Annotated in this window: 5 protein-coding genes; 1 reads left to right on the forward strand and 4 read right to left on the reverse strand. The window is 48.9% G+C overall.

Going from position 1 to position 9,017, the window contains the following annotated elements; genetic code table 11:
- Nucleotides 1–241: 241 nt before the first annotated feature.
- From ACU52_RS14230 to ACU52_RS14245, 4 genes are all read right to left on the reverse strand, one after another.
- On the reverse strand, nt 242–1,831 hold the full coding sequence (locus ACU52_RS14230; protein WP_053399281.1) for a fimbrillin family protein: 1,590 nt from the start codon (nt 1,829–1,831) through the stop codon (nt 242–244).
- 124 nt (nt 1,832–1,955) lie between these two features.
- Nucleotides 1,956–2,819, reverse strand: a complete 864-nt coding sequence (locus tag ACU52_RS14235) for a fimbrillin family protein (RefSeq protein ID WP_053399285.1) — start codon at nt 2,817–2,819, stop codon at nt 1,956–1,958.
- Nucleotides 2,820–2,860: 41 nt separating this feature from the next.
- Nucleotides 2,861–3,736 carry a FimB/Mfa2 family fimbrial subunit gene (locus ACU52_RS14240; protein ID WP_053399282.1) on the reverse strand — a complete coding sequence of 292 codons (876 nt, stop codon included), beginning with the start codon at nt 3,734–3,736 and terminating at the stop codon, nt 2,861–2,863.
- Between the two features lie 55 nt (nt 3,737–3,791).
- A complete protein-coding gene (locus tag ACU52_RS14245; RefSeq protein ID WP_053399283.1) occupies nt 3,792–4,853 on the reverse strand; it encodes a DUF3575 domain-containing protein in 1,062 nt (353 codons plus the stop codon).
- A 2,560-nt stretch (nt 4,854–7,413) separates the two neighbouring features.
- On the opposite strand from ACU52_RS14245, the gene ACU52_RS14250 reads away from it, so the two are divergent.
- Nucleotides 7,414–8,403 (forward strand): Gfo/Idh/MocA family protein, encoded by a 990-nt coding sequence (locus tag ACU52_RS14250; protein ID WP_053399284.1) that lies wholly within the window; start codon nt 7,414–7,416, stop codon nt 8,401–8,403.
- The last annotated feature ends 614 nt before the right edge of the window (nt 8,404–9,017 follow it).

The raw sequence follows: 9,017 nt of genomic DNA on the forward strand, positions 1-9,017 counted from the left end.
CATATCTGTCGGCACGGGAATATAAGGATCTGCGATCCGAAAAACATACCTATAAATCAGCAATAGGAAGCAAGCGGATTGAAAATCCTTATATTATATTCCGGCAGATTTTTCGCTGCGCTCAACAACACGTGCAAATCAGCCGGCACATTAGTCTTGTTGCTACATATCCGTCGGCACGGGCCTGTTATACTTCGGTTATTTTCCGTTTCGGGCGGAACTTTTCCCGCTCGACGGTTTACTATTTTTTCAAGGTAGGCAATTCTCCAGTGAGTTCGTAACGCCACTCTGAACCTGCATTCTGCAGGGCGGCGTTCATGGCATCAATGGCCGTCTGCCAGATAACGGTTGTGCCGTCTACCTTCGTGGCATCACCGGTACCGTTGCCGATACCATAGCCAGCATAGTTGCTCCAGTAGCAGGCAGTAACGGTGCTGGTGTAGTTGTCTCCAACTACGCCGCCGACAGTACCCTCGCCATATATGGAACCCGAGGCATTGTAGCAGGCAGTTACGATGCCCTTATTGTTTTGTCCTACCACTCCGCCAACAAGATATGAGCCGTTAACAGTGCTTGAGGTATTATAGCAGGCGGTCACGGTACCGAGGTAGTTACTTCCCACTATACCGCCAACATATTCCTTGCCGTTGATGCTACCCGAGGCAGTGCAGGCGGTCACGGTGCCGTTGTTGCTGTATCCCACAACGCCACCTACATACAAGTTTCCGTTTAGATTCACATTCTCCAGCGTCAGGTTCTGCACCTTACCGCCGGAGCCGAGGTAGCCAATCAGCCCCACATTGCCTCTTTCCTTTTGGTTGACGGTCAGCCCCGTGATGGTATGGCCGCCGCCGTCGAAGGTACCGGTGTATCGGTTCTCAAAGTTTCCTATCGGCGTCCATTCCTCAGTGAGAGTGATGTCGCCGGTTAGGGTGATGTTGATTGGGGTCTTTCCGCCGTTGCTGTTCACCAGCTTAGCGAGGTTTCTCAGTCCCTTTTCGTTGTCCACAGTATAGTTACCTTCGCTCACTTCGGTATATCCCTTGTCCTTATCCAGCGTGATGTTGTAGAACTTGCCTGCCTCAGGGGTGATGGCAGCAGAGAGGTTGCGTTCCTCGGTGCCGTTTGCCCTCAGTTTCTTGATTTCGTAGCCGGGCACCACGTTCGCCTCCCAGCAGTTGATGACGTTGCCGTTTTCGGTGTATTCGCACTTCTTCATCTCTATCCAGCCCTCTTGCGAGCCTTGCACTACCGTGCCCTTTTCATAAGTACACTGTGTGTAGGTATAGAGCTGAAGACTCTGCACCTCGCCGAGTGCATCGTCCGTGGGCGTCACGCGCACCTTCGCCAGAGCGTGGGTGAAATTCAGCGTGACCTGAGTCTGGTAGTTGCCGCTGCCTGTGCCGTACAGCAGGTAGGCAAGACTTTGGCTTTGGTCGCTGAGGTCGAGGGTGCCGCCCGTGGCGGGGTACCAGGCGGTGACGGTATGTTCGCCGGTGTCGCTCCAGTACAGGGGTGTTTCGGCTTTGACGGTGTTGTTGTCCTGTACGATGTAGATGCCCTCCTCGCCGTTTATCTGCACGGCAAACCGGTCGCCCGCGCTGAACACGCTGCCCGTGCCGTCTGCAAATTCGCTGACGCGCGTCGCCGGTGTGCCCCAGGGCTGCGCTTCGCCGCCCTCCACGCCGAGGGTGATGCGGGCTATCTCAACGGGGTATTGTCCTTCGGGCAGACGGTCGCCGTCCGCCAGTTCGTCCTTCGTGCAGGCAGCCGTGGCAAGTAACAGCGCGGCTGCGGCAAGAAGTACATGGATGGAATGTCTTTTCTTCATATCGGGTTGTCTTTTTATTTGTTTTCGTTTTGTGCTGCCGCCGCCTGCGAAGGCGGCCGTCGCACCATAGGGCCTATGGGCAGCTCCGGCTTGACGCTTGCGCCGGGGCAGCGGTGTGCGGGGATTACAACTCTGCACTTGCATCGTTCGAATCTCCGGGTTCCCACGGGTTAATTGTGGGGTCGCTCACCTCGATGTCCTTATTGTTGATCGTTACGATGTAGGTGTAGGCATAGCCTGTGGCGTAATGGTTTGCGGCAGGCTTGACAGGCAGTTTCAGTTGGGCTTTGTAGCTCTGTCCGTTGTAAGACACGCTCAGTTCAAGAGGCTTGGTCACTTCCTGCGGGAGAATGATGACTTGCGAAGCGGTGGCACCGCCCAGCTGCATGGTAATCGGCGATTCGGAGGCTGCGGTTACGGCAGTCGTGCCGGTAGCCGTGTCGAATGTGCCTTCATGCTTCAGCCCCTCCAACGTGTAGCCGGCAGGTTCCGTTTCGTTGAAACTGAGACCATCGCCTGCCTTGAAGGTGAACTTGATGAGACTCATGCAGTGGTGGAACGCATGGTCGCCGGTGAAGCTCACCGTCGGGTTGTGGGTGTCGCCTGTGGCTCCCGAGGCAAAGAGGAAGTCGATGTCCGCGCCCTGCTTGTCGGCTGCGGTGCTGACGGTCACCGTTCCGCCCTCAGCCTGATACGGATAGTAGGCATGGAAGGTATGCGTTTCGGAGTCATTGAAATAAATGGTCGTACCGTCGGTCACGAACTTACCGTTCTCTCTCTTGTAGGGCACGTTGGTGAAGCCTGCGCCGGTGACGCCGATGCGGTCGCCGTCGGTCCAGTCGGTTCCTTCCGAATTGACGCGGGTAGCGGGCGTAATGTCGGCGATAAACTGGGCGGCTACCGGGCCGTCATTCAGGTTCTCATTGTCGTTGTTGCAGGCGGCAAGTGTCAATGCCAGCGCTGCGAAAGCAAAAAATCTTGTCTTCATCTTATTCATTCTTAATTATTAATTATTCATTCTTCATTGTCTTACATTTCCGCACTGGCATCGCCACCTTCTACCGTTTCCCATCCGGTAATTTCGAATCCCGAAAATTCGGTTTCTTCGGGAGTTTCAACCAGCGTTCCGCCGAGGGTCAGCGATGCGCTCTTTCCGGTGTTGAACTCCTTGAGAGCTTCCGTAAGGTCGCTTTTCAGCGTGGTGGGTGTCGGGTTGCCGTCAGCATAGCGGATTTCGCCCGTCAGCAGCTGTTCCGTGCCGGTCACACCCAGCAGCCGCACCGTGGCTTTCCACTTGCCGGCATCATTACCTTCGGTAATCTTCGTGAAGGGCAGCACGACGTTCGAAGCGGCTCCGTAGGTATCGGTTGCGAAGTCGAGTGTTCCGGCTGCACCCGTCAGATGGGCAACAATCTCCGTGATGCGTCCGGCGGCATCACCCGTCGGCTCGACGACAAGCGTCAGCTCGCGCACCTGCTGCTTCATCGCGGCGGTCAGCGGATAGTCAGTGTCCTTCTCTATCAGCACCTGCTGCACGCTGGTGAACAGCCAGCCCGGGGCATTGCTGATGAAGGCTCCTGAGCCGGCGTCGTTGCCCGTGGCTGCGGCAACGGTGGCGGTGGTGCCGCTCACGGTGATTTCTTCAGCCGGATTCCACACCGCAAGGGTGTAGCTGCCAGGATCAAACAGATGGTCGGGGGCATGGGTGGCGGAAGTCTCCGTCCCGGTATAGTCGCCCATGGTGACCGTCCATGTGGCAGGTATGTCGATACCCTCGCCACGCGCCGTCCAGTCGGCTGTAACCGAAATCATTCCGTGGTCGGGGTGCGGCGTGTCATAAAGCGTGTCTTTCACGCATGAAGAGAGCAACAATGCCGTCAGTATGATTGTATATATCTTTTTCATAAGAAATATTTAATTTTTAATTCATAATTCTCAATTCTTAATTCTTAATTTATAATTATCTCATCTTCCATACCAATGTCACACCGGCATTGATGGGTCCCCACCAGTCTTTTGTCTCGTTGCCGCGGCGCACGCGCACACCGTCGATGACTTCATATTTCTCAAAGTCGGCGTTAAGATAGCCCAGACCGATGCCGAAGTCGAGAGCCAGAGCCTTGCCGAGCCGCAGCTGGTAGCCGGCGGTGAGTCCGCCGCCAATCAGGTCGCCCTGACGGCCCGTTTCGGAGAGCTTATAGTTGAACTCGCCCGTCTTGAACATAGCGCCCAGATACCATGCCTTGCTGCTGCCTATATAATAGCGCACCTCGGGCATAACCTCCCACAGAGCGTAGCGGCGGTCTTTGTCGTTCCAGCTCCATGATGTCCATGAGCCGTTGACCAGTAAGCCCCACGACGGGCTGATGCGCCACTCGATGCCGAGGTCGGGCGTAAGCGTGGCCCAGCGCAGCAGGTTGAAGCGGAAGGCGAAGCCCCCTCCAACCTCCCCCCGATGGGGGAGGCTCAAGCCTTCTGATTCCGCTTGGGAGTTGTCTGAGGCTTTGCTATCCATATTGTTTGAAGCCTTGCTATCCATATTGCCTAAGACTATGCCATTCATATTATCTGAGGCTTTGACATCCATAGCCTCATCCACACGGGAGAGGTTGGTGGGGACTTTCACTCTCACCACCACATAGTCGCCGTCAGTGGGATGGTTGGCTGTGACGAAGCAGTCTTCAGTAAGGTTTCTCCTTATTATAAGTTCTGACTTCACACGGTTTGAACGTATGGCAGCTGTGGCGAGGTTTTCTTTTTCGCTGCCCATGGAGCTACAGTATCCGTCGACATAGACAGGCACTGTGCCGTCGGTTATTCCAGGCATGAGCCGGTCGATGCAGTCGAGCAGGCGCGCCAGTTCGTTTTCGTTGTCATACATAGGCACATAGAACATATCCTTCTGAGGCAAGAAGCGGAACGTGTAAACCGTGTCGGTCCCGGAGTTGCCCTGTGCTGCAACAGGCGAAAACGCTGCCGTAATGAATAGAAAAAGTGTCAATAATAATGTTTTTTTGCTCATACTTTATATATTTCTGGATTATACGCATTAGATTTTCGGTGTATAAAGTAAGTAAAAATATTCATGTTTCAATAATTTTTTTTAATAAAAAATGTTTTAATTGTCAAAATCGCATATTTTTGTCGTTTTAGCAGTTTTATTTTTGACGTTTCAGCACTTTTTTGACGTTTCAGCACTTTTTGCTATTGTGTTCCTTGGGGGGATAAAAGGGGGGATAATTGAAAATTGAGAAGTGAAAATTGAGGATTGAGAAGTGAAAATTGGGAAGTGAAGTTCGGTGCAAGCCAATTATGAAATGCTTTGTGGTGATTGGAAATTCTTTGTAGGGAATCGTTGTAGAGAAACAGCAAGGATAATGTTATGGCGGATATGACAAATTAAGTGAAGAACGAAGAGTGAAGAGTGAATAATTCATATGCATTGTGGTGATACAATTGAGAAACAACAAGAGTAATGTTCTGTCGGATATGACAAATTAAGTGAAGAACGAAGAGTGAAGAGTGAATAATTCATATGCATTGTGGTGATACAAAATTTTGTAGGGAATTGTTGTAGAGAAACAACAAGAGTAATGTTCTGGCGGATATGCTATCCGACAGCATAAAGTATCAGGATCTGCGATCCGAAATTCATACCTATAAATCATAAATAGGAAGCAAGCGGATTGAAAATCCTTATACTCAATTCCGGCAGATTACAAATCAGCCGGCACATTAGTCTTGTTGGTATATCCGTTTGTTTTTAGGCTACAATGCATTTGACTTTAACTACTTTAACTCCTCTAACTACTTTAACTCCTAAAACTTAACCTCTGTAGAGAAGCAGCAAGGCTATTGTTCTGGCGGATATGCTATCCGACAGCATCAAATATAAGGATCTGCGATCCGAGACTCTAACTACTTTAACTCCTAAAACTTAACCTCTCCAGAATTGCCATGCTCATCACGAAACCGCGGTTTGGTGCGAAAAATTGCACAAAATCGACATTTTCGGTAAAGTGTTGATATATCGGATTTTACCAAGATTACAGAACAAAAAGGCAATGGTTAAAAAATATTACTCGGCCACTTTTCATCCAAAAGTGGGCCGTTTACGATTCGGAAACGTGCCATTTGCACGACAAAAATCAACGCTTTAGAGCATAAAAACAGGCGTTATTCTGAATGAAACAGCGCATAAAAGCAAACGAATGTTAATATCATATGGTCTGAAAGCGCTTAAAATTAACATCCGTTACGAATTAGTTTTCCAGATTGAAAAAAATTTTTGTCCTGACTTTTTACTTCTTATCACGTAGCATAAAAGCAATAAGGCTAATGTTCTTTGTGGTTGGAAATTCTTTGTAGAGAAGCAACAAGACTAATGTTCTGGCAACATCGAATATAAGAATTGTGGAGAAAAAGCAAGACTAATGTTCTGGCGGATATGCACGTGTTGTTGAGCGCAGCGAAAAATTCGACAGCAAAAAATATAAGAACCAACGGTCAGCGAAGCTAATCTGCGATCCGAAAAACATACCTATAAATAAAAAATAGGAAGTAAGCGGATTGAAAAATCCTTATATTATATTCCGGCAGATTTTTCGCTGTGCTCAACAACACGTGCAAATCAGCCGGCACATTAGCTTTGTTGCTACATACCCCGGCGGCACGGGAAGCAACAAGACTAATGTTCTGGCAACATCGAATATAAGAATTGTAGAGAAGCAACAAGGCTATTGTTCTGTCGGATATGCTATCCGACAGCATAAAATATAAGGATCTGCGATCCGAGACTCATACCTATTAATCAAAAAATAGGAAGCAAGCGGATTGAAAAATCCTTATACTCAATTCCGGCAGATTACAAATCAGCCGGCACATTAGTCTTGTTGGTATTATGCCGCTTGCAGGGAATTGTGGATAATGTTATGGCGGCATTGAATATTAGAATTGTAGAGAAGCAACAAGGCTATTGTTCTGGCGGATATGCTATCCGACAGCATAATGTATCAGGATCTGTGATCCGAGACGCGGTCATGGAATGTATCGTCGTCCCATTCCTTTTTTACCACCTCGCTCTGTTCTTAATTATTTGATATTCAGCTCTTTTATACATCGGTTTACATTTTACGCAGTGGAATGCGTATTTTTACGCAGTGCAAATATAATAAAATTACCAAACAATATCAATTTATTGAATGATCTTTGATCCGAAACACAAAATCCTTATACTTAATTCCGGCAGATTTTTCGCTACGCTCAACAACTCGTGCAAATCAGCCGGCACATTAGCTTTGTTGCTACATACCGAGAATTGTAGAGAAGCAACAAGACTAATGTTCTTTAGGCGTAAAATTTACGCCGGCATCTGCATCAAAAAAATTGCGGAATTGATAAATCGGAACAGTCAAACTATCTGTAATACAAAATAATTGTATAACTTTGCTTTCGGTAATCAGAGCGACTGTTGTTCGCAGTTCTTTATTCTTTATCATTATAAGGACACGGCAAATTTTCGACAATCATCTAAATTACAAGCATTTACGATTAATCAACATCACTTTAAGACAAGTATATATATGGAACAAATATTTCGTGTAGGCATCATCGGCGCCGGAAGCATTGCGGCATCAATGGCCGAAACTGTAGGGCGCATGCCGGAAGCACATCTTTATGCCATAGCATCGCGCAGCATTGAAAAGGCCAGGGAGTTTCAAGACAAATGGGGCGCAGAAAAGGCTTATGGCTCTTACGACGAACTGATACAGGATGAGAAGGTTGACCTGATTTATATTGCCACACCACATTCGCATCATTATGAGCAGGCGCGCCAGTGCCTGCTGAACGGCAAGGCCGTGCTGTGCGAAAAGACATTTACAGCCAACAAGGCACAGGCTGAAGAACTGGTGGCGCTGGCCCGTGAGCGCAAAGTGTTCCTCGCTGAAGCCATCTGGACACGCTACATGCCGTTCTCTAAAGAAATAGTAAAGATGGCGCACAGCGGCGAGCTGATTGGCCGCCCGTATATGCTGACAGCCAACCTTGGATATCCGATAGAGCACAAAGAACGCATAAAGAAACCGGAACTGTGCGGCGGCGCCTTGCTCGACCTGGGCGTCTACCCCATCAACCTTGCCTTCATGCTGTTTGGAAATTCGCCTGAGCGCATAATGTCATGCTGCAGCAAAAACGAGCTGGGAGTTGACCTGCAGAACAGCATGACCTTTATCTATCCCGAAGGAGAGATGGCCGTGATGCAGACCACGGCACGCTGTGCCAACGACCGCATGGGAGTGGTGTCGGGCGATAAAGGCTATATGGTTATCGACAACATCAACAATCCGCACACGGTAACTGTCTACGACACTAACCACAAGCAGACAGGCATATACACCTGTCCGCCACAAATCACAGGCTATGAATATGAAGTGCATGCCGCCATGGAAGCCATACGCAAAGGCGTGATTGAGCCTGAAGACATGCCGCACGCAGAAACATTACGCATTATGGAGCTGCTCGACAGCCTGCGCAAAGAATGGGGCGTGGCTTATCCGTCGGACAAGCTATAAAAAGCTGTGGGGCAAAATTGTAGAGAAACAGCAAAGCTAATGTTCTGGCGGTCTACAAATCAACCGGCACATCGGGTAAGAGATGCCCGTAGGGCTACACTTATGTAACCGTGGGTGGCACACCCACGGACGCAAATACCAAGGATTTCACCCGAAGTGGTGATACTTGTTATAAAAAGGCACTCACTTAGAATACATGTTTTAAAGTAGCACCACTTCGGGTGCATGCTTATCTTAGCAGAACAACCGGGCGTGGCTTCGCAAAGCTTCGCCACACCCGGTTACAAAAGTGTAGCCCTACGGGCTATCAAATCAGCCGGCACATTAGCTTTGCTGCTACATATCCGTCGGCACAATGAATATAAGAATTGTAGAGAAGCAACAAGGCTATTGTTCTGGCGGATATGCACGTGTTGTTGAGCGCAGCGAAAAATTCGACAGCATCGAGAAACAACAAGAGTAATGTTCTGTCGGATATGCTATCCGACAGCATAAAGTATAAGGATCTGTGATCCGAAATTCATACCTATTAATAAAAAATAGGAAGCAAGCGGATTGAAAAATCCTTATATTCAGTTCCGGCAGATTACAAATCAGCCGGCACATTAGTCTTG

The organism is Xylanibacter rarus (assembly GCF_001275135.1).
GTDB lineage: Bacteria > Bacteroidota > Bacteroidia > Bacteroidales > Bacteroidaceae > Prevotella > Prevotella rara.